This window comes from Photorhabdus namnaonensis (assembly GCF_001684335.1).
GTDB classification, from domain to species: Bacteria; Pseudomonadota; Gammaproteobacteria; order Enterobacterales; family Enterobacteriaceae; genus Photorhabdus; species Photorhabdus namnaonensis.
In genome coordinates, this window is record NZ_LOIC01000063.1 from 104,448 (window position 1) to 124,484 (window position 20,037).

A 20,037-nucleotide genomic window follows, 5' to 3' on the forward strand; every position below is an offset into this window, starting at 1 on the left:
ACTAACAAAGGCGATAGCTTTTAAGCGTACTTTAATCCTCACATATTTAGTATATGTGAGGATTTTTGTTCGTTGTCCATGACCACAATTTATTATTAGTCGGAAATGACATGTACTTCGCTGATTGGGAAAGATTCGTGTAATGCATTCAGATAGTTTAATTCCCTTCATATTCGCGTTATGATGAGCGCTTGGTAAATAATGTTTTTGTTAAGCGCAATCAGAAGGATAATAAGCTTCAATAACTTCAATAATGAGTTATTCGCTGCCGGGGTGAATGATTGCAGTGTCTCAACTATTTTTGAGCCATATAAACCCGGAATTTAATTAGGTTTATCGCGGAGAAAATATGTCATTTAGTCGGCGCCAATTTATTCAGGTATCAGGCTTGGCGATGTGTATCGGCGCCGCTCCTTTATGGGTTCGGGCCAGCAAAAATCAGCAGACTGCTTTGCCGATTCCCCCTTTATTGGAATCCCGTGGTGGACAGCCGTTATTTCTGACTTTACAAAAAGCGCATTGGACTTTTGATGGACAATATAAAACCAGTGTATGGGGAATTAATGGCCAATATCTTGGTCCGACTGTACGGGTTCATAAAAACGATGATGTCAAACTGATATATAGCAATCGGCTGGCGGAGCCGGTTTCGATGACTGTCAGCGGATTACAATTACCGGGTACATTGATTGGTGGGGTTGCCCGTCAGATTTCTCCGGGGTCTGATTGGTCGCCAGTGTTGCCTATTCGTCAGCAGGCGGCAACTTGCTGGTATCATGCCAATACACCTAATCGGATGGCGCCGCATGTTTATAAGGGTTTAGCTGGCATGTGGTTGGTGGAAGATGAAACTAGCCGCCATTTGCCGTTGCCAAAACATTATGGCGTTAATGATTTCCCGATTATTCTTCAGGATAAACGGTTGGATAACTTTGGGGTTCCTGAATATCAGCCGGCCTCTGATAGCGGATTTATTGGTAATACTCTGTTAGTGAATGGCGTACAAAATCCTTTCATTGAAGTATCTCGTGGCTGGATTCGTTTACGGTTACTAAATGCATCCAATGCCCGCCGATATCAGCTACAGATCAGCGATGGTCGCCCTTTCTATATGATAGGCACTGATTTGGGGCTGTTGCCTGCGCCGATAGCCGTTCAGCAACTCTCCCTTGCGCCGGGAGAACGGCGTGAAGTATTGATTGATATGTCCAAAGAGGAGGAAGTTGTTGTTACCGCCGGTGAATCAGCCGGGATACTTGATAAGTTACGTGGGCTGTTTGAACCCTCCCCCGTGTTGATTTCCAGTACCGTTCTGACCATTAAAGCAACCGGCTTATTATCTTTGGTGACAGATGATCTCCCGTCTCGCCTGGTTGATGATGTCACGCCGGTTTCCAATGCAATTCGTAACCGGGAAATTTATCTTGATGGTAATATGCCGGGAATTAACGGTGCGTTATGGGATATGAATCGGGTAGATATTACTAGCCAACAAGGAACGTGGGAGCGTTGGATCGTAAATGCCTCTGTCCCACAACCGTTCCATATTGAAGGTGTGCAGTTTAAGGTGATTAACCACAATGGTGGGACACCTCAACCGCAAGATTATGGTTGGAAGGATACCGTTTGGGTTGATGGGCGGGTGGAATTACTGGTTTATATGAACCAGCCCTCTTATGAACACTTCCCATTCCTCTATTACAGCCAGATTCTGGAAATGGCTGATCGCGGCTCTGTCGGGCAATTAGTGACTATACCTGCCAATCAATAATGAAAATAGCTCAACGAAATTGGGGCGCGGCGTTGATGCCGAGCACGTTTTAATTGCCATCCTTAAACCACCTCCTCCTAAGGAAGTGGTGATTGTTCTGATTTGCCTACTATCACCTTATCAATTTTATCCGCTGTTTTTCAGCGCTGATCATTAGCATCCCTTTGCTCAAGAAGCTCAAGGAATTCACTGAAATCAACGAATGTTTCAGGGGTTGGCCCCAGACGTTTGCCGATATCTAGCGTGGTCATCGTGGTCAGATCTTCTTTTTCTAGTTTGAAATCGAATACATCAAAGTTCTCTTTAATTCTTGATAACGTAGTTGATTTAGGTATCACAATCATGCCGTTATCAATGTGCCAACGGATAACAATCTGTGCGGGTGTTTTGCCATACTTTTGTGCCAGATGTTGAACCAGTGGATTATCGAAAACGTCTTCTCCGCCTTGTGCCAGCGGGCTCCAGGATTCGGTAACGATATTATGTGTCGCATTCCAGGCATGAAGCTGACGTTGCTGCAACAGCGGATGCAACTCAACCTGATTAATGACGGGATGAACGCCGGTTTCATTGATTAGTCGCTGGATATGTTCAGGTTGGAAATTAGAAACGCCGATACTACGAATAAGCCCCTCTTTCTGCAATTCAATCAATTGTTGCCAGGCGTTAACATATTGATTTTGCGGTGGTGCCGGCCAGTGAATAAGGTAAAGGTCAACATAATCCAGTTGCAACTTTTCCAAACTTTCTGACAGAGCGGCCCGGACATCGTTATGCTTATCATTCCACAATTTGGTGGTGATAAAGATATCCTCACGGGGGATATCTGTTTCTTGTAACGCGTTGCCTACACCTTTCTCATTGTTGTAGATAGCGGCGGTATCAATTGCCCGATAACCGATATCTAGTGCTGCATGGATTGTTTCTGCTATCTGTTGGTCATCTGCGGCCCATGATCCAAGTCCCAATTGTGGCATGTGATTCCCATCAGCAAGTCTGATAATAGGTTGATTATCCATTACTAACTCCTATAAAAAGATAGACTTAAAATATCAGCTAAAATCATGGCGATTGATATTAAGTTGATATTAAGAGTAATTGAAGAAAGTAATACAATTGGCGTGATCCAGGCCATGATTGTGATCAACACATGGTCAAGTGCATAGATTGACCGATTTGGTGATGCATCGATACCAAGAATATCACTTAGTGGCTGAGCTTGAGTCCATATAATATTGGTACATTAAGTTAAGGATAAAAACCTTGCTGCTGCTTGTAAACCATGATGACTTTTATTTACGTTTTGCCGCCGAGATTTTCTTATGGCGCCAATACATCAGCAAGGAGGCGCTTAAACCACTTAACAACAGCACTATGGGTAAAATTATCAAAATGTTCATCACCAGATCTTGGTGATTCTTAATAAACGGTATCTGATTGAGGAGATAACCAAAACCGACCACGATGACAACCCATAATAAGCCACTTAACCAGTTAAAAACTTGAAAGCGTTTACTGTTAAGGCCGGATATACCCGCCAATGTTGGTAACAGAGTGCGGACAAAAGCCAAAAAACGGCCGATCAGTAAAGCGGCCAGACCATGTTTGAAAAACAACTTGTTAGCTCGTTGGCGATACTGAATAGGAAGTTGTGCCAGCCAATTCTTAACTCGTTTGGTATCACCAAGCCATAGCCCTTGAAGATAACCAAGCCAGCAGCCGATACTTGCCGCTGTTGTTAATATAAAAACGGTTGGGATAAAACTCATGACCCCCTTGGCAATTAATGCGCCAGAAAGGATTAACAGAGTATCACCGGGTAGAAAGGCGGCAGGTAATAAGCCATTTTCCAGAACCAGTGTCACAAATAGAATGCCATAGATAATCCAGACAACATCGGGGTTGGCAAGTTTAGAAAAGTCATGCTGCCATAATGCCTGCATGATCCCGTTTAGTACTTCCATTGCTTATCCTGTGACTGTTAATAAATAAATTTATTGCATCTGTATATATAAAGTCAGTTTACAGTAAAAGCTTAAGCATGGCTTGACTTTATCCCTGATAAGGGAAAATTAATGGCTGATACTAATGAATCAATTGGGCACATAACCATTAAACAAAAGTTAAAAAAATAGAAAAGGAGCGATTCATCGCAACCCTTTCAAAATACATTTTAAGGCTCGCTCATCAAAATCGATGTTAAATTTCATCTAGGTTAACTCTGATCCGCTTTGCTGGATTTTTGATACGCTCACGAACCACATCCAGAATATCCCCATCATTATCATTTTCAGCTGCGTTGTAAGACGCTTTTTTTAGGTCATGATTATCACCATATGCCCTTTTTGTTCTCTCATCATCTACCCAGCCAAAGATAATAATTTTACTTTCGGCGTGGAAACGGAAAAAAAGGCGATATTGTTGGAAAAATTTTGCTCTGAACCAGTGTTGTCTTTTTCCACCCAATGTGTCACCTAAACGAAAGGCTATATTAGCTGGATAATTGGGAATAATTTCAGTAACGAGTTTTATGATTGCCGCCAGGTGTTTTGTATCATTTTTTTTAAAGTAGTCATTTGGATATTTTTGCTGAAGTTGTTCTACCTTATCTATTGCTTGTTTTAGTTGTTCGATAAAGCATGGATGAGCAAAAAGAGTCCATCCGTTTATTACACACACTCGATCGTACATAGTTCTTTACTCATCGTCAGCCGATAATGGGTTGTTCAGATCTATGTTTATTCCAGCGACAAGTGATTTTGTTTGGTTAATAAGCTGTTCATCTAATTGCTGTACTTGTTCAGGATGTTTCTGAATGTCTTTTGCCAGAAAGTTCAGAAATGATTCCATGACAAGATCTTTTTCTTCTTCGCTGTTTTTACGACGAATAAGTACATCACCGGAAGATAAAATCTTATATGCGATACTGTCATGACCTGGTTTTAGCTTAAGCGCTTTACGGACAGATATTGGGATAGTTGTCTGGCTGCGACGGGTAAGCTTGGATTCTGCACTAACTTCGAACTCAACATTTGGTAAGACGTGCATATTTCTACCTCGTTATGCTGATTTGAGAATCTGTTTAACGAAATGTAATGCAAATACATTGTACTGGCAATATATCTATATTATCGCTTCATGCTGACTTCCAAGTGTTAAGTTTTTCAGTTTATTACATTGAATAACAATAAAATTAATCAACTGAAATTCGACTAAATCCTTCTGCGAGGTCATCAATCAAATCTTGAACATTCTCCAGCCCGACATGCAGGCGGAACAGGGTGCCCGTCCTTTGTGGCGTACCGTACTGGCGTATCATTTTTATCTCTTCTGGTTGATAACCCAGGATCAAAGATTCAAAACCGCCCCATGAGAATGCCATTTTAAAATGGTGAAAATTATCCAGATAATCGGTAAATTGCTGCGGGGTTAATTTCTCTTTCAACTGAAAAGAGAACAGGCCATTACTGCCGCTGAAATCACGGATGAAATTCTTGTGGCCGGGGCAAGAGGGTAGAGCCGGATGATAGACTGCGGCGACTTCTGCTCTTTGTTGCAGCCAGCGTGCGATTTCAATACCGCTTTTTTCATGCTGTTTCAGGCGAATAGCTAAAGTACGTAATCCACGACTGGCCATATAAACCGTATCGGCATCTGCCATTTGTCCCATCAAATAAGAACTCTCTCGCAGTTGTACACAACAGCGTTCATTAGCTACAGCAATACCCAACATTGCGTCTGAGTGACCAATAATATATTTGGTGCCGGATTGAATTGAAATATCGATGCCGAATTCTAGCGCTTTAAACAGCACGCCTGCCGACCAGGTATTATCGATCATGATGACAATATCTGGATTGACGCGCCGTACCGCACGGACAATCGCGGGAATATCCTGTACTTCCATCGTGATGGAGCCAGGGGATTCAAGAAACACCACTTTAGTATTGGGTTTAATCAGATCCGCAATCTCCTCGCCAATCATGGGATCGAAATAATCGGTAGTCATATTCATCCGTGACAATATCTTGTCGCAGAAGCCTTGCGTCGGGTCATAAGCCGAACCGGTTAATAGAATATGATCACCGGCGGCGGCAAAAGCGAGAATGGCATGACTAACCGCGGCAGCGCCAGAAGGGTAAAGCATACAGCCTGCGCCGCCTTCCAGTTCAGTCATTGCTGCTTGAAAAGAGAAATGAGTCTGTGTACCACGGCGGCCATAAAACAGTTCACCTTTGGCTCGGTTTTGCGTCGCCTGTCTTTTAGCGGCGACAGAATCGAAGATCACCGATGATGTTCGCTGAATGATTGGATTGACTGCGCCTTGAGTAAATTTTTGGCTTCTACCTGCATTGACCAGTGAAGTTTCCAGTTTTTTTTCTGCCATGATCCATTGCTACCTTGAACACTTCAATTTTTGAAATGGTATAAAAAAATAGAGTTAACACGTTAAAAGATTTAGACCTTTTTGTACAAAAGGATTAGAACAACTTGACGAAAATTCATTCTGATTACCTGTGAGTGGGAGCTCTTCAACTTTATTTTGTGAAGGGGTAATACTTTTTTATTAAACAATAATGATAATTACTATCAAATCACTTAAGGTTTGATATTATCAGCCTGCATTTTCATTCAATCTGGTGAAGATGAGTGAAGACTCGGTATAAATTAAGGTTAGTGAGATGACGAACAGTAATTCACGGCTAAATAACAAGGTTTATAGCAAAGGGAGTAAAGGCCAACTGATGCGAAATTTGACTGCTTCAATAATATTAGCGTTCGGGCTGACAGGTTCAGCATTGGCTGATACAGCACCTGCATCGGCAACAGACAACAATACTACGGCAAAAACCGCCCAAATTGCAGGTTCTACTCCGGCAACGACGGGTACAACCGCACCACCTGCAAATCAGATTGCACCGCAAACGGCACCTGCGACGGAGGCCGCCCAAGTGACGCCGGTTGCGACGGATGAGGTTGCACCTAACGTTCCTGCTGATGAAGCCAGCCTTTCCAGCGGCTTTGCGACTGATCTGTCTATTTGGGGCATGTATCAGAACGCCGACGTTGTTGTTAAGACCGTGATGATTGGTCTGGTGATCGCTTCTGTGATTACCTGGGCCTTATTCTTCTCAAAAGGCACAGAACTGTTGGCTGCTGGTCGTCGTTTACGTAAAGAGCGACTGGCTTTGGCGGACGTGAAGAGTCTTGATCAGGCGGCGGAAATTGCCGAAGGTTTCAACAAACTCAGTATCAGCCGCTTGTTACTGGGTGAAGCACGGGCAGAACGTCAGCTATCTTCTGAGAGCGCTGATCTGAATAGCACAAAAGAGCGCGCGGCTTTCCGTATGGAGCGTTCGGTTGCGGCGATCAGCCGTCATATGGGGCGTGGCAATGGCTATCTGGCAACCATTGGGGCGATCTCTCCTTTCGTTGGTCTGTTTGGTACGGTATGGGGCATCATGAACAGCTTTATCGGTATTGCTCACTCCCAGACAACTAACCTCGCGGTTGTGGCGCCGGGTATTGCGGAAGCCTTATTAGCGACAGCGCTTGGTCTGGTGGCTGCGATTCCTGCTGTTGTGATTTATAACATCTTCGCCCGAATGATCGCGGCTTACCGTGGTCAGGTTGGCGATATGGCGGCACAGTCGTTATTACTGCTTGGCCGTGATCTGGATTTAGCAAATAGCAAGACAAGGTGATTTATGGCAATACGTCTTAATGAAGATTTGGACGATAGCGGCGAATTGCACGAAATCAACGTCACACCATTTATTGACGTGATGTTGGTGCTATTGATTATCTTCATGGTAGCAGCGCCACTGGCAACCGTTGATATTAAAGTGGATCTACCTGCATCGTCGGCAAAACCGCAGCCGCGTCCAGAAAAACCGGTATTCTTAACGGTTAAGGCTGATCGCCAGCTTTATGTCGGTGATCAACAAGTCGATCATGACACTTTGGCAGCGGTATTGGATCAGACAACCCAATCTAATAAAGAAACAACCATTTTCTTTCAGGCGGATAAAACCGTGGATTATGAAACACTGATGAATGTGATGGACTCTTTGCGTAAATCGGGCTATTTGAAAGTGGGATTGGTGGGAATGGAAGCGGTTTCATCAGGTTAATTGCCACGGATTGCTCCACTAAATAACCGCGCTGGAGAGCGCGGTTAAGATTTAAGGTGATAATTGGTTTGTGTAATGAAGCTTAATTTGATCAGAGTGGAAAGTGATCATGCTATTCTTGATCGAAATGAAAACATCGAGATGACGTTTGCAGAATTTGTCTGATTATTAAGCTCATAAAGTGAATTATCGTTAGCCAGTTCAAGCAGCATTGGCACTGTAATTTTTAAACGCTTTGCTAATGCTTCAATATCAATACAAACATCATTAATAAGCACTTTTATTGCTCGATGAAATAATTCAGGTTTTTCATGGGGAATAAGATAATCCTCTTTTTCCTCAATAGCTTCTCCCTTACGTTTAAGCCCCAAAAAAGCCGTTTTGTATTGCGTATCGGTTAAAAGAGAAAGCTGATGTGCCCGATAAATAATTGCTGCTTTACTCACTTTCCAGGTTAACTTGAACTCGCTTAGACCTCGCCAATTGATTCTCCCGCCTATCGGGGCAGGGAAATATTTAGCCATTGCACTTCGTGGTAAAAGTAGGGCAGAGGCAAATTGGTTGGCTTGAGATTCGGTTATTCTGTCACCAGTAGATATTCCGCCGTGTAGCACAAGATGTCCAATTTCATATGCAATATCAAACCGTTGTCGGCAGGATGATTTCTTGGCTGTATTTCTGACAATGAAAGGTCTATCTAATGGAACGGATAACGCGTCAACATCATCAGATACTGAGTCAAATGAGGTGACAAATGCACCTAGCTTTTCAGCCAAGCGAGTCACATTTTCAATTGGCCCAAACTCTAATCCCCAATCAATCCGACATTTTTCTGCTGCTCGTTCAACTTCTTCCGAGGAATTTGCTTTTAATTCAGGAAATAACACTGGGGGTAAATTTAAGTTTTCTTCAAAAACAACAATTAATCGTCTATATAACTCAGCCTTTGCAAGTGCTGCTAATTTTGTTGCTACTCTGATTGCGCTGCGTTTACGGAAATGAACAATCTCCTCGTTCACAGGAGATTGTACTTGGGTTTCAAAAAACGCAGGAGTAACCTGCAATACAGTCGCTAATTCATTAGAAAGTTCATTAGTGGGCACAGCAAAGCCGGATTCCAGCCGCTGAATATATTGGCGGGTTTTATTAACCCGCTCAGCCACTTGCTCAAGAGATAGCTCGTGATACAGACGAGCTAATCGCAAATTAGAACCATTGAACACTTGTCACCTACTTGTTATTGCGCTTGTTTTCTCTGGATTTATCAGGCACCGCAGCACTGATAGGATCCAATTCGATTGTTACCGCAGATGGCGGTGTGTTGTCTGTAGAATGCAGTACAGATATTTTGCTGTTATCGTAAGTCCATTGAGACAACATTATTTCTACTGGTTAATACCGTGATACCAGTTATCTTCTGGCTGGTGGCAATCTATCGCAAAAGATGGCTTGGGACGTAGTGTGTAAAAATCATATTTGCTTTCTGTTATTTGAGCTAAACAGGACCACCAGAGCAGCTAATAATGCGCATCCACCACCGCTGAAAGCGATACCATACCAAGAAAAATGCCATGCCGCGACAGCTCCCAAAGAGGAACCTATTGCGCCACCGGCGAAATAGCAGGTCATAAATACGGTATTAAGCCGACTACGGGCATCAGGTAATAATGTATATAACCGTGTTTGATTTGCCACTAAACCCGCTCTGCTGCCAAGATCTAGCAGAATAATACCAACGAATAAAAATAGAATACTGTGGCTCGTGCCGCTAATTAGGCACAAAGCTAGTGTTACTAATAAAGCGCCTGCGGCAACAATTGCCTTTCCACCGAAGTGATCTGTCAACGAACCTATTATTGGTGAAGCTAGCATTCCTACAATGCCCGTCAAACCAAAAAGACCGGCGATATCACTCCCCCATCCGTAAGGTGGTTGGGAAAGTAATAAGGCCAGCGACCCCCACAGCGTATTAAAAGCGGCGAACAGTAAAAAACCGGATAATGCGGCCTCACGCAAAAGGGGGTGTTGTTTTATTAACTTACCGAGTGAAATAAGAAGTTGGCTGTAATTCATCGTGTGTGGTGTTTCTATTTCTGGCAACACAAACCAGATAAGAAAAAATAGACATATATCGATTAAAGCTGCCAATATAAACATTTCACGCCAGCCGAAATGCTCTCCGACCGCACCACTCAATGCCCTGGCAAGCAGTGCGCCGGCGAAAAGGCCACTCATCAGACTTCCTACCGCCCGGCCACGCTTTTCTGGTATTACCCAACCGGACACGGCGGGAATAATGATTTGTGCTGAAATAGAAGTTAGCCCCATAATCAGGCTACTTGTCAGAAGACATGTAAAATTTGGTGCTGTGGCACATAAGATAAGGCTGATTATATTGCCGATTAAGAGGCAGAAAACCAGTTTGCGACGACTTAGTGTATCTCCAAGCGGCCCAAAAAAGAGAAGCCCCGTCGCATAGCCGATCTGCGTTAGTGTCGCGATCCAGCCGGATATTGAACCATTAACGTTAAAACTTGTCCCAATTATTGGCAATAATGGTTGATTATAATAAATATTCGCTACAGCAAAACCACAAGCAGCGGATAATAAGATAAGAGAAACGGAAGAAATAGGATTTGGTTTTATTGCTGTATTTGACATGGGAACTCTCAGCATTTCAGCATTTGGCCGGAATTATGATGAAATGATTCTGGCATTATCTTGAGAGCGTGGGAATAAAGAGAGCGAACGAAATTGTTTTGCATAGAATGCAAAAATAATAGCGATACCAGATATTGTGTATTATTTGTAATATATGAAATGTATAGGTAAAAATTGCGATGAAAGATTTATTACGTACCGATATGCTAACAACATTCATTCATGTTGTCCGCTCACAGAGTTTTTCTGCCGTTGCTCGTTTGCAAGGTATGGCTGCATCCTCTATCACACGTCAGATAGACAACCTTGAACAGGTGTTAGAGACAAAACTATTCTTTCGCTCTACCCGCGGTTTATCGCTGACTGACGCAGGGGAGATTTTGTTTTCAAGGGCGCAAGGTATTATCAATGATCTTGTTGATGTTCAGGCTGAGTTAGCGGCGTTGAATGGCGAACCGCAAGGGGCATTACGTGTAGCTTGCCTGCCAACGTTTGGACGTCAACATATTATTCCGATGCTAGCAGAACTATTCACTCGATATCCTAAAATTCGGGTTGAACTTGATCAAACAGAACGTTTGACTGATCCGGTCAGGGATCGTCTCGATATAGTTATTCGTATTGGTGAGTTAAAGGACAGCACACTTTATTCCAAACGTATCGCCACACAAACTTGGATTATTTGTGCCAGCCCAGGCTATATTCAAAGGCATGGAACACCGACAACACTTACTGAACTGGGTGAGCACTATTTGCTTGATAAACATCATGACCCCGCAGGTATTTGCTGGTCACGCTATCGCAGTGTTATTAACTTCAACGATGATAACAGGATCTTTCGCAGTGATGACTTTGAAACATTGAGAATGGCCGCAGTGAGTGGATTTGGAATAGCGCTTCTGCCTAATTGGGTGGTATCAGCAGATATTCGTTCTGAAAAACTTATTCCTCTATTTGATGATCCAGATGGACGTAAAGAAGATATTTATTTACTGCGGGCGCTTGCTCACCCGCCAGCAAAATTAACCGTATTTATGTCGTTATTGCAAAAGAGGCTTGCCAAGACGATCTAATCTTGGCAGAAAGATAATTAAATCCTTTCAATGATCATTGCGATGCCTTGCCCAACACCAATGCACATGGTACATAAAGCCAATTTTCCTTGTTGCCGATGTAGTTGATAGACCGCATTTGCCAAAATTCTCCCCCCAGATGCCCCTAGTGGGTGGCCTAGAGAAATAGCTCCTCCATTACAGTTAACATGAGGAGCATCCCATCGAATATTAAGTTCTTTCATTACGGCTAGGGCTTGTGCAGCAAATGCTTCATTGATTTCGATAATATCCATATCTTCAATTTTTGCTTTGGACATAGCTAAGGCTTTTTTGACTGCGGGAACTGGTCCTATTCCCATAATTTCAGGGTGAACTCCTGCTGTTGCTGTAACAAGAATTTTTGCTAGAGGTTTTAGCTGATATTTATCACATGCTATTTTGCTGGCAATCAATAGGGCACTGGCACCATCATTAATTCCAGAGGAGTTTCCAGCAGTAATTGTTCCCTCTTTTTTCACGATTGGCCGTAATGTGGTTAGTGCCTCTAATGATGTTTGCCTTGGATGTTCGTCTTTGGAAAAGATCATTGTATCACTGGCTTTTCCTGGAAGAATAACGGGGATAATCTCATCCTTGAAAAATCCATTCTCCTGTGCGAGTGATGTTCGTAGTTGACTTTGTAAAGCAAATTTATCCTGCTCCTGTCTTGAAATAGAGTAACGTTCAGCAAGATTTTCTGCGGTTTCAGGCATTGTGTGGACACCATATATTGCTTTCATTCGAGGGTTGATAAACCTCCATCCCATCGTTGTGTCTTCAATTTCCATATTTCTGGCAAAGCTTTTATGTGCTTTCCCCATGACATAGGGAGCTCTTGTCATGCTTTCTACTCCCCCTGCAATTATTAAATCTGCTTCACCTGATTTGATGGTTCTTGCCGCCATAGCAACAGCGTCAAGCCCAGATCCACAGAGTCTGTTGATGGTTGTACCAGGTACTTGTTCAGACAAGCCAGCCAGCAGTAATGCCATTCGTGCGACATTGCGATTATCTTCTCCAGATTGATTTGCACATCCAAGAATTACGTCATTAATGTATATACTTTCTAATTGGGGATGTCTTGTCAAAAGCCCTTGAATAGTTAGTGCTGCTAGATCATCGGCACGGACCTGAGATAATGATCCATCATATTTTCCAAATGGGGTTCTTACTGCATCACATATATAAGCTTCTATCATAATTATTTTCTTCAATTTATATAGCTTTACGACTATAGCTATAGAAAGGTGGTTTATTGATTAGCTAACTAAGCATTTGGCTACATGGTTTTCAATTATTGGTGATGGAATAAATTCCTGTTCAATAAGATAATCAATATAAGTTTTTAGCAGGTCGTATTTAACCATTGGGAAGTTAATAGTTTCTTTTATGCAAATTTTATCTGTCTGTTCATAGTGAAATTTCTTAATTTCACGACCAAAACGCAAGATCTTTTCGTGAGCTTCAGGAACACCGTAAAGAGAAAAAAGCCTGTATAGTGGGCTATTTTCACCATCTTGCAGTAATTTTTTCTGCCATTCATAGAATTCTAAAAACTCGATCCTATAACCGTAGCTCTTTAACCAATTTATGATTTCGCTCCAGTGGATTAATTCCTTATAGTTAAATAGATTGAAGACATGTCCTCCCTCCTTAGAAAATATTGGTAGGTTCATGAATTCAACTGTTTTATCTATTGGTGTAAGATGAATAGTACGATTCAGAATCGGGGCATATCCCATTTGGATACAACTTTTAATAAAAAGCATGAACTGATTATCTTTATATAGTGAAATCCCTGTTTTACTGTGACCTGAAACGTAGCCTAGACGAAAAATATTTGTTTTACCACCACTGTTATGATGCTCTCTTAAAATCTTTTCAGCTTCCCATTTAGATAAAAGATATCCCATATCTGAAAATAGTGGTTTGCTATCAGGAAAGTTCTCAACATATTCTCCGTTACTATCCAGAGCTACTGCTGATCCTAGGGTGGAAACAAAATTTACTATTTTATTTTTCCCTATTTTAGATAGTTCCACGATGTCTCTAACACTATCAACATTAGCGCTTTTAAGAGTGTCATAAGGCTTGATATGGTTCACTCTCGCTGCGATATGATGGATAATATCAATTTCATTTGATAAATATATCCACATTTCAGGAGCAAGGCCAAGATTGGGTTTTGTAATGTCTCCTTCTATTATTTCTACCTTTGATGAATCTCTTAGGTTGTATTTATATTCTATCGAGAATTTTTTGTATGCATCCTCAATCCTTCTGATTGGATTGAGGCTATCAACCTTGCGAATTATGACAAAGATCTTACCGTATGATCTTGTTTTTATTAATTCGTCAAGCATGTATGCACCGATAAAGCCTGTTGCTCCGGTTAATAAAACATTTTGCTCTTTCATAATCACTTCCTCACTATACGTAACTCTCTATAATCTATTCTTTTTTTTATTTTTTGAATATGTATTTTATGTATAAGTGATTTGCGAAAAATGCAAATCTGCATTGAGCTAATTTTGGAGGTTATTAGATTATTGTTTGGTAATCTTTTGTTATCAGTTATCAGTTATCAGTTATCAGTTATCAGTTATCAGTTATCAGTTATCAGTTATCATATTAATATTGCGATTTATATTGATATGGAGAAGTAGCGTTGTGATTTTTATTTATTTTACCCTATAAAATTAGAACAATTCGGACAATTATCTATTATCGACCGGATTAAACCCTATATTATTGAACATTTTTTCTGAAAAATACTTTATAATCCTAAAAAGAAAAATAACACAGAAAGCTTTGTTTAAATATGTTTGTAAAAAGTTGGAAACGGGCGGTTATGTGACTAAGAATTTTTATTCTTTACTGATTAAATGAGAAGTTATTGTATCAACTCTATTGGGAGAGGGAACTGTATTACCACATGGATTATTGGTGCAATAAAACCGTGGTGGTAACAATATTGGTCCCGGACGGCATTGAGTGGAACAAAGAGAAAATAGAGATGGCAAATATTATTTACTACGGGCGCTTGCTCGCACGCTAGCAAAATTAACCGTATTTATGTCGTTATTGCAAAAGAGTCTTGCTGAGATTATTTAGTCGAATTCTCCTGATTATATATTAATGATTTTATGCGATATTATTTAATATAACTCACTATATGATTTTATTGGGTGTTTTTTACTGTTGTTATTAATATCAACTCCTTATTAAATAATTGGTTATTTGGTGCTTATTTGGTTAAATAAATCACAGAATCGATTATTTTCATAAATAATTATATCTATGTGATTGTTGATTGCTATAATGAATTAAAATTAACAGAAGGTAATTTTAAGATACAGTTAAAAATGATATTTAACTATTCTCTAACTATTCTATTCATTTATTGTTGTTGAGTTGTCAGAGAAATATATTTATTCTCTGGTATTATTCTTGTTTATATAAATGTCATTTATTAATGAATATAGAGGATAGAAGTTTATTATGACTAAAATTTTTTCATTCAATAAAAATCACCGGGATTTATCAGCGGGTCATCATTCACGTCTTAAAGAGGTTAATGGTGTTAATGGTGTTCCTAAATCTTTGTTGCCGGGTTTTCCTGATTTAGATGATCAATTCAATCAGATGGGAATTACCCATATCCGGTTGCATGATGGTTTTGGTATTGGCGATATGGATAATTATTATCAGGTGGATAGAGTCAATGATCGAAATCAAATAATTGTTAATGTGCCGGAAGAAAATAAATCTGCGGCTAAGAAATTGCTCACTGATATTGCAAATATCAGAAGTATTTTTCCCAATGCGGCTGCCGGGATGAGAAATAATGATATTAGTCTTGCATTAAAAGAGGCTAATTATAAAATGACTGACGCTTATCTGCGCGATATTATGAATAATAAAGCTGATCTAACCCCAAATGATATTCAGCGACAAATCATGTTTCGTATTGGACGTTCCGGTGATGGTGGTTGTGAAATACCAGAGGATTTTGATATTTATGCCATATTGGTCAGCACGTTGGTGAATCGCTACGCTTTAAACTATGCCCGAATCGGTTTGCCAAGAAAAATAACTTATTGGCAGATTTGGAATGAACCTGACTTATATTTTTTCTGGAATAGTGATGATCCTGAAAAGTATTATGCATTATATGAAAAAATTGCAAGAATAATTAAAGCTGTCGATCCTTCGGTTAAAGTCGGTGGGGCGGGTATTGCGTTTGCTGATAGAGGCAAAGAAGATTATCTCGATGGATTTTTGAAATATTGTAGAGATAATCATGTGCCGTTGGATTTTTATTCCTGGCATGGATATGTTGAAACCGGAGACCCGCAGAACATTATTGATTTGGGGAATGTGGTGCAAAAAAGTTTGCATACTTATGGTTTTACCGATGTAGCAAGTTTTTGTACTGAATGGACTTCTTGTCCTATTGGGACAAAAAATACCTATACAAAAGTACAGGGTGTTAAAAATGCGGCATACATTGCTTCCACATTTATTTATATGCAATATATAAAAGTCGACAAAGCTTATTATTATCGGGGAGATGGCTCATCTTTTGGTTTGTTTAATAACCAGCCAAATCCTAAAAATCCAAGTGTTAAAAATTTCTGTACCTATTCAGCTCAATCCTTTTACCTGTTTGCCAGAATGTTCGAAACACCTTATATTTTAAATGGTAATAGGGATTTCTCCACGGGTTTAACTGTTTTGGCAGCCGAGAATGCTGAAGGTAATAAAATAAATATCCTTGCCGCAAATTATAAAGTTGATAAAAGCCTTGCCGATGGTAATGCGGCTCCTGATTATTTATATCAACAATATTATCTTGATGCTAGTCGATCACTGAATCAATTAACAGATACCTGGAGTAAGAATAAATGGTTTGGCGGCATTGATCCGACAACTGTTCATGTTGATAATGCGGTTGTGCAACGTGAACCTGTTAAGCCATTTCCGGGTGATAATATGTTGAGAACTAAAAGTCGGGATTATACTGATAGCGACCAGGGTGTTACCGTGGTAATTAACCATATAGGTTATAAAAAATTTAAAGTCAAAGCATTCCGTATTCAAGAAGGTGGATCTCTGGCACAAATGACGCCACCGGAAGTGACTAACCAAATTAATGTATCTATAGCTCATAATAAATTAACGTTAGTGGATAAGGGAGCGAAGCCTGCAACAGTAACGTTATATTCGTTAGAGCTAAATAATGATTAATTTTATATGCAATGGAAATATTGGAATAAATTATTTAATCAATGAAGATTAAATAATTTTAATATGACAGGCTCTGAAAAGAGCCTGTTTGATAACAGTTAATTGAATTATATGTATTTTATTTAGAATTAAGGTTATTTTTTTATGATTGGAAATATGTTTTTAATATGCGTTAAATGATCTTTTTTACGATATTTTAAAATATAATTTGTTCTCTATATGGTTTTATCATGTGTTATTTTATCATTGTTATTAATATCACTCTTTATTGATTGATTTTTTTCTCTTTTAATGATTCTGTGGTTAAATAAATCACAGAGTCAATTTTACTATAAGAAATAATTGTATTAATGTAATTGTTTGTTTAATTCAATAAATTCAAAGTAATAGATGAGAATTTTAGATGTAGTTAAAAGTGATATTTACTATTATCTAGGTCTTCCATTCATTTATTGTTATTGAGTTACCAGATAAATGTATTTATTCTTTGATATTGTTTTTGGTTTATAGGGATACAATTTCTTAATTAGTATAGAGGGCATTATGACTAAAGTTTTTTCATTTAATAAAAATCATCGAGATTTATCAGCTGGATATAACTCACGTCTTAAAGCGGTTAATGGCGTCAATGGTCTTCCTAAATCGATAGCGCCAGGTTTCCCGGATTTAGATAATGAATTTAATCAGATGGGAATTACCCATGTTCGGCTCCATGACGGCTTTGGTATTGGGGATATAGATAATTATTTCCAGGTGGATAGGAAAAACAATCAAGATCAAATGATTATCAATGTGCCGGAGGAGAATAAACCTGCGGCTAAAAAGCTGGTTGCTGATATTGCAAATGTCAGAAGTATTTTTCCCAATGCGGCTATTGGGATGAGAAATCATGATGTGAATCTTGCATTAAAAGATGCTAATTATGAAATGACGGATGCTTATTTGCGTGATGTTCTGAATAATCAAGCAGATCTGAACCCAAATAATATTGAGCGACAACTCTTTTTTCGTATTGGGCGTTCACTTGATGGCGGTTATGAAATACCAGAGGATTTTGATGTTTATGCAGCATTAGTTAAAGCTTTGGTGAATCGTTATGGTGTAAACTATGCCTGTATTGGGCTGCCGAGAAAAATAAGCTATTGGGAGATTTGGAATGAGCCTGACTTGCTATTTTTCTGGAATACGGATGATCCACAAAAGTATTATCAATTATATGAAAAAGTAGTGAGATTAATTAAGGCGGTTGATCCTGAAGCTAAAGTCGGAGGGGCCGGTATTTCATTTAGTAATCATGCCGGAGGACATTATATCGATGGATTCTTCCGATATTGTAGGGATAACCATGTACCGTTAGATTTCTTTTCTTGGCATGGATATGTTGATACTGGAGACCCGCAAAACATTATTGATATGGGTAATACCATTCAGAATAGTTTGCATATTTATGGTTTTACTAAGACAGAGAGTATTTGTACCGAGTGGAACTCTACTCCTTTTGGATCGAGAAATACATTTACCAAAGTGCAGAGTCCTAAAAATGCGGCATATATCGCCTCCTCATTGATTTATATGCAATATACCAAAGTTGACTTGGCTCATTATTATCGTGGGGATGGTTTATCTTTTGGTTTGTTTAATGATCAACCTAACCCTAAAAATCCAAATGTCAGAAATTTCTGTACTTATTCAGCTCAATCTTTTGGTCTTTTTGCTAAATTATTAAAAACACCTTATATCTTAAGTGGTCAAAAAGATTTTTCAACCGGCTTAACGGTTTTGGCTGCTGAAAATAAATCGGGTAACAAAATTAATATTCTGGCGGCAAATTATAAAGTGGATAAGAGTTTTTCTGATGGTAGTGTAGCACCGGTTCCTGCTGATTTATATCGACAATATTATTTGGATACTAGCCGAACATTAGATCAATTAACGGATACCTGTAGTAAGAACAAATGGTTTGGTGGTGTTGATCCGACAACCATTCAATCTAATAATGCGGTAGTGCAAAAGGAGCCGATGCAACAACTTCCACTAGATTCTCTTTTAAGACCTAAAACTCGTGATTATACTCATAGTGACCAAGGCGTTACTGTGGTGATTGATCATATAGGTTGTAAGAAATTTAAAGTCAAAGCGTATCGTATTCAACAAGGCGGATCGCTGGAACAAATAACACCACCTGAGGTGACTAGTCAGATTAATGTGTCTATAGCTAATAATAAATTAACGTTGGTTGATAAAGGAGCGAAACCTTCAACGGTAACACTGTATTCGTTAGAGCTAATTCATCATTAATTTTATATGCAAAGAAAATATTAGAATGGATTATTTTCTCTTCCCGTTAATAATTGGAGAGTAAAGTTAAACAGGCTCTTATAAGGGCCTGTTTAATCATGGTGAATAATTTATTGGAATAAGGTTGATTCGGAATAAATAGTAATTGTTTTTGCTTGGTTGTAAGGTGATATATATTTTTAATATGTATTATGATTTTATTGAATTAAACTATTTAATAAATACGGCTAAAATTAAGGTGTATTATTAAATTCGGCTTTACTCAGCGTTAATAATTTGTGTATTCAATAAATTTATAAGATTATTCTGGATAAAAAGATTGTTCGGGATACACCCGAGGTTATCTGGGCCCGTGAACGTCTCTATTTACCAAACAAACTGGAGAATATCAGATAAGTAATGTTTGAAAGTAATCATTGTTGATTGCTTTGTTTTGATGGAGTAAAATCATCGTATATGATTACAAGGATGCTGATATGAAATTTACCGTAACGGTAATTGGCGCCGCCCGTAAGGAGTTAGCAAAATCCGCCGTAAACCCTCGCCCAATGCGGGCGGTGATATCAGGCGAAAAGCCCGCAGGGCTTTCAGGTTATTAACCATCACGTTCACTGGCAGCTCGAGGGGGACACGGCCCAAAAAAGCGGTTAAAATACATAAACTATCCCGATGAGTGCTGATGATGTTAAGAGCCACCAAAGTCCGCATTTACCCGACACCCGAACAGGCTGATTATCTCAGTGCTCAGTTCGGTGCGGTTCGTTTCGCGTACAACAAGGCGCTCCACATCAAGAAGCACGCTTATCAACGCCACGGGGTGAACCTCAGC

17 protein-coding genes are annotated in these 20,037 nt (G+C 39.7%); 8 read left to right on the forward strand and 9 right to left on the reverse strand.

The window, feature by feature from the left end:
* Positions 1 to 349: 349 nt before the first annotated feature.
* A complete protein-coding gene (gene ftsP, locus Phpb_RS11585) occupies positions 350 to 1,771 on the forward strand; it encodes a cell division protein FtsP (protein WP_065390465.1) in 1,422 nt (473 codons plus the stop codon).
* A gap of 140 nt (positions 1,772 to 1,911) precedes the next feature.
* Here ftsP and dkgA read toward each other — a convergent pair whose 3' ends face one another.
* The 5 genes from dkgA to metC form a co-directional block, all read right to left on the reverse strand.
* Positions 1,912 to 2,790 (reverse strand): 2,5-didehydrogluconate reductase DkgA, encoded by an 879-nt coding sequence (dkgA, locus tag Phpb_RS11590; RefSeq protein ID WP_065390466.1) that lies wholly within the window; start codon positions 2,788 to 2,790, stop codon positions 1,912 to 1,914.
* 273 nt (positions 2,791 to 3,063) lie between these two features.
* On the reverse strand, positions 3,064 to 3,735 hold the full coding sequence (locus tag Phpb_RS11595; RefSeq protein WP_065390467.1) for a DedA family protein: 672 nt from the start codon (positions 3,733 to 3,735) through the stop codon (positions 3,064 to 3,066).
* Between the two features lie 235 nt (positions 3,736 to 3,970).
* Positions 3,971 to 4,462, reverse strand: a complete 492-nt coding sequence (locus Phpb_RS11600) for a type II toxin-antitoxin system YhaV family toxin (RefSeq protein WP_065390468.1) — start codon at positions 4,460 to 4,462, stop codon at positions 3,971 to 3,973.
* Between the two features lie 6 nt (positions 4,463 to 4,468).
* Entirely contained in the window at positions 4,469 to 4,819 is a 351-nt protein-coding gene (locus Phpb_RS11605) for a type II toxin-antitoxin system PrlF family antitoxin (RefSeq protein WP_065390469.1), read from the reverse strand.
* Between the two features lie 145 nt (positions 4,820 to 4,964).
* The gene (gene metC, locus Phpb_RS11610; protein ID WP_065390470.1) at positions 4,965 to 6,158 is read right to left on the reverse strand and encodes a cystathionine beta-lyase; all 1,194 of its coding nucleotides are present in this window, start codon (positions 6,156 to 6,158) and stop codon (positions 4,965 to 4,967) included.
* 358 nt (positions 6,159 to 6,516) lie between these two features.
* Here metC and exbB point away from each other — a divergent pair, with 358 nt between their 5' ends.
* Together exbB and exbD are read left to right on the forward strand one after the other, a co-directional pair.
* Entirely contained in the window at positions 6,517 to 7,476 is a 960-nt protein-coding gene (exbB, locus tag Phpb_RS11615) for a tonB-system energizer ExbB (RefSeq protein WP_065390485.1), read from the forward strand.
* A gap of 3 nt (positions 7,477 to 7,479) precedes the next feature.
* Positions 7,480 to 7,905, forward strand: a complete 426-nt coding sequence (gene exbD / locus Phpb_RS11620) for a TonB system transport protein ExbD (RefSeq protein WP_065390471.1) — start codon at positions 7,480 to 7,482, stop codon at positions 7,903 to 7,905.
* 107 nt (positions 7,906 to 8,012) lie between these two features.
* Here exbD and Phpb_RS11625 read toward each other — a convergent pair whose 3' ends face one another.
* Positions 8,013 to 9,128, reverse strand: coding sequence for a helix-turn-helix domain-containing protein (locus Phpb_RS11625; protein ID WP_065390472.1), 1,116 nt, complete (start codon positions 9,126 to 9,128; stop codon positions 8,013 to 8,015).
* Positions 9,129 to 9,375: 247 nt separating this feature from the next.
* Positions 9,376 to 10,566, reverse strand: coding sequence for an MFS transporter (locus Phpb_RS11630; protein ID WP_075489455.1), 1,191 nt, complete (start codon positions 10,564 to 10,566; stop codon positions 9,376 to 9,378).
* A gap of 179 nt (positions 10,567 to 10,745) precedes the next feature.
* On the opposite strand from Phpb_RS11630, the gene Phpb_RS11635 reads away from it, so the two are divergent.
* Positions 10,746 to 11,639: a LysR family transcriptional regulator gene (locus Phpb_RS11635; protein ID WP_065390473.1), complete on the forward strand. Its 894-nt coding sequence runs from the start codon at positions 10,746 to 10,748 to the stop codon at positions 11,637 to 11,639.
* Positions 11,640 to 11,656: 17 nt separating this feature from the next.
* Here the strand turns inward: Phpb_RS11635 and pcaF are convergent, their stop codons facing one another.
* Complete coding sequence (gene pcaF, locus Phpb_RS11640; protein ID WP_065390474.1) at positions 11,657 to 12,859, reverse strand: 3-oxoadipyl-CoA thiolase; 1,203 nt, start codon at positions 12,857 to 12,859, stop codon at positions 11,657 to 11,659.
* A gap of 60 nt (positions 12,860 to 12,919) precedes the next feature.
* On the reverse strand, positions 12,920 to 14,077 hold the full coding sequence (locus tag Phpb_RS11645) for a thioester reductase domain-containing protein (protein WP_065390475.1): 1,158 nt from the start codon (positions 14,075 to 14,077) through the stop codon (positions 12,920 to 12,922).
* Between the two features lie 1,084 nt (positions 14,078 to 15,161).
* Between Phpb_RS11645 and Phpb_RS11650 the strand changes: the two genes are divergently transcribed.
* The 4 genes from Phpb_RS11650 to Phpb_RS23785 all read left to right on the forward strand — a co-directional run.
* The gene (locus Phpb_RS11650; protein ID WP_065390476.1) at positions 15,162 to 16,910 is read left to right on the forward strand and encodes a GH39 family glycosyl hydrolase; all 1,749 of its coding nucleotides are present in this window, start codon (positions 15,162 to 15,164) and stop codon (positions 16,908 to 16,910) included.
* Positions 16,911 to 17,453: 543 nt separating this feature from the next.
* A complete protein-coding gene (locus Phpb_RS11655; protein ID WP_065390477.1) occupies positions 17,454 to 19,208 on the forward strand; it encodes a GH39 family glycosyl hydrolase in 1,755 nt (584 codons plus the stop codon).
* A gap of 476 nt (positions 19,209 to 19,684) precedes the next feature.
* Positions 19,685 to 19,807, forward strand: a complete 123-nt coding sequence (locus Phpb_RS27250; protein ID WP_267483675.1) for a hypothetical protein — start codon at positions 19,685 to 19,687, stop codon at positions 19,805 to 19,807.
* Positions 19,808 to 19,890: 83 nt separating this feature from the next.
* Positions 19,891 to 20,037 (forward strand): helix-turn-helix domain-containing protein (locus Phpb_RS23785; protein ID WP_165603291.1); only part of this gene is annotated, 147 nt, incomplete at its 3' end.

Excerpts from the sequence above, each read along its gene's own strand:
- ftsP (WP_065390465.1), top strand. The coding sequence starts at position 350 with ATGTCATTTAGTCGGCGCCAATTTATTCAGGTATCAGGCTTGGCGATG.
- dkgA (WP_065390466.1), bottom strand. The coding sequence starts at position 2,790 with ATGGATAATCAACCTATTATCAGACTTGCTGATGGGAATCACATGCCA.
- Phpb_RS11595 (WP_065390467.1), bottom strand. The coding sequence starts at position 3,735 with ATGGAAGTACTAAACGGGATCATGCAGGCATTATGGCAGCATGACTTT.
- Phpb_RS11600 (WP_065390468.1), bottom strand. The coding sequence starts at position 4,462 with ATGTACGATCGAGTGTGTGTAATAAACGGATGGACTCTTTTTGCTCAT.
- Phpb_RS11605 (WP_065390469.1), bottom strand. The coding sequence starts at position 4,819 with ATGCACGTCTTACCAAATGTTGAGTTCGAAGTTAGTGCAGAATCCAAG.
- metC (WP_065390470.1), bottom strand. The coding sequence starts at position 6,158 with ATGGCAGAAAAAAAACTGGAAACTTCACTGGTCAATGCAGGTAGAAGC.
- exbB (WP_065390485.1), top strand. The coding sequence starts at position 6,517 with ATGCGAAATTTGACTGCTTCAATAATATTAGCGTTCGGGCTGACAGGT.
- exbD (WP_065390471.1), top strand. The coding sequence starts at position 7,480 with ATGGCAATACGTCTTAATGAAGATTTGGACGATAGCGGCGAATTGCAC.
- Phpb_RS11630 (WP_075489455.1), bottom strand. The coding sequence starts at position 10,566 with ATGTCAAATACAGCAATAAAACCAAATCCTATTTCTTCCGTTTCTCTT.
- Phpb_RS11635 (WP_065390473.1), top strand. The coding sequence starts at position 10,746 with ATGAAAGATTTATTACGTACCGATATGCTAACAACATTCATTCATGTT.
- pcaF (WP_065390474.1), bottom strand. The coding sequence starts at position 12,859 with ATGATAGAAGCTTATATATGTGATGCAGTAAGAACCCCATTTGGAAAA.
- Phpb_RS11645 (WP_065390475.1), bottom strand. The coding sequence starts at position 14,077 with ATGAAAGAGCAAAATGTTTTATTAACCGGAGCAACAGGCTTTATCGGT.
- Phpb_RS11650 (WP_065390476.1), top strand. The coding sequence starts at position 15,162 with ATGACTAAAATTTTTTCATTCAATAAAAATCACCGGGATTTATCAGCG.
- Phpb_RS11655 (WP_065390477.1), top strand. The coding sequence starts at position 17,454 with ATGACTAAAGTTTTTTCATTTAATAAAAATCATCGAGATTTATCAGCT.
- Phpb_RS27250 (WP_267483675.1), top strand. The coding sequence starts at position 19,685 with ATGAAATTTACCGTAACGGTAATTGGCGCCGCCCGTAAGGAGTTAGCA.